Raw genomic sequence first — 1,646 nt, 5'->3', positions numbered from 1 at the left:
CCGTACAACAACCGACGCTGACGCTCGTCCAGATGCGGCGTCACCACCTCCAGCTTCGCCCGCAACGGACCGATCAACTCATCGAAACGCCCCATACCACATCAACGATCCGAAGGCTCGGAAGCAACCCGTAGAAAATCGACGGCCCCCTTTCCAACTTCAGAGGGCGTTATAAGGCTCTATTGCAGTTTTTGATATCGCTCGGACGAGTGGTTCTGAGGTGTTCATGCCGGTCAACGGGCTTGGGGTTGCTGGGGTGGCTGTGTGAGCGAACGCAAGCCGTACCCGAGCGACTTATCCGACGAACGCGGGGCCCGGGCGCACCTGATCAGTGCGGGGAGGGTACCGAGAGCCCTTCGCTCGCATTCCGCCTCCTCGAATCAGCCGCTACAATTCCGGCCATCGGAAGGGGGATCCGACTCTTCAGTCGCGCCATCGTGTGGCATGCGCCGTCCTTCCTGCTTCCGTGCCGGGAACCCGGCGTCGCACGCATCCGCGGATCGGCCCGCACAGCACTCAAGGAACAACGATGTCCCAGTCTCACGCCAGTCGCAGGACCATCCTCGCCTCCCTCGTGGCCGCAGCTGCGGGTGGCCCGCTCCTAACCGGCCTCGCCGCGACTCCGGCCGCCGCTGCCGGCGGTGACCTCTACACCTCGAACTCGGACCTGTACACGAAGGCGATCGAGGGCCAGGACTTCGCCCGCCGGTTCAAGCGGCACGAGGCCTTCGACAACGACAAGACCACCACCCCTCTTCCCCGTCTGACGAGTGTGCTGGCCATCCACGGCGGCGGAATCGAGATGGGCACTTCCGAGCTCTGCCTGGGCATAGCGGGTTACCGGCCCGACACCCTCGCCCCCGTCACGGCGGGCGCCCCGGTATACGACTACTGGATGCTCGAAGGAATGCGCTCTTCCAACAACGGCGAGCTGCACGTCACCGCGTCACACTGCGACGACCCGGTCGCGCGGTCCATGGCCGCCGGCAGCGCCAATGTCCTCAGCCTGCACGGCTGCACCGCGGCTCAGGCCGGCGCGCCCACGGGTCAGCCCAAGGCGGTCGTGGTCGGCGGTCTCAACACCCGCTTCCGCCAGCTGCTGTCCACCAAGCTGAGCGACGCGGGCTTCCAGGTGCTCGACGGTGACCCGGAGGCCATCAACGGCGACCTGCCGGAGAACATCTGCAACCGCACCCTGACGGGCGAAGGCGGCGGCCAGCTGGAGATCACCACCGAACTCCGGCAGAGCCTCTTCGGCAACTTCTCCGGTGCGAGCAACCGTGTGGCCACCACCAACGCGGACTTCTGGAAGTTCACCAATGCCTGCTGTGACGCAATTGCGGCGATGGAGGCCGAACAGCTGGCGCGCAAGAGCCTCTTCGTCTACTGAGAGGGCGGTTCGTGAGCCTTTGAGTGTTTCTGATATCGCCTGATGGTGTGGGTGTGGGCGGAATCCGCCGGTCCGCAGCCGGTGGTCTGTTGGGGTGGCTGGGTGAGTGAACGCAAGCCGTACCCGAGCGACTTATCGGACGAGCAGTGGTTGCTGATCGAGCGGCACTGTCACGTTGGCTGACCGGGTGGGATGATCTTCGTGTTGATCACGCTGGGGAGGGGATCGCTGGTGTCGTCTGTGCTGCCGTCGTACA

The 1,646-nt window shown here is 64.9% G+C and carries 1 protein-coding gene; it reads left to right on the top strand.

Going from position 1 to position 1,646, the window contains the following annotated elements; all coding sequences use genetic code 11:
* The first annotated feature begins 529 nt into the window (after positions 1 to 529).
* A complete protein-coding gene (locus tag ACZ7IB_RS49215) occupies positions 530 to 1,390 on the top strand; it encodes a poly-gamma-glutamate hydrolase family protein (protein WP_470921900.1) in 861 nt (286 codons plus the stop codon).
* The last annotated feature ends 256 nt before the right edge of the window (positions 1,391 to 1,646 follow it).

Source organism: Streptomyces sp. NPDC037301, from assembly GCF_055602785.1.
This window is presented reverse-complemented; position numbering and strand designations above follow the sequence as displayed.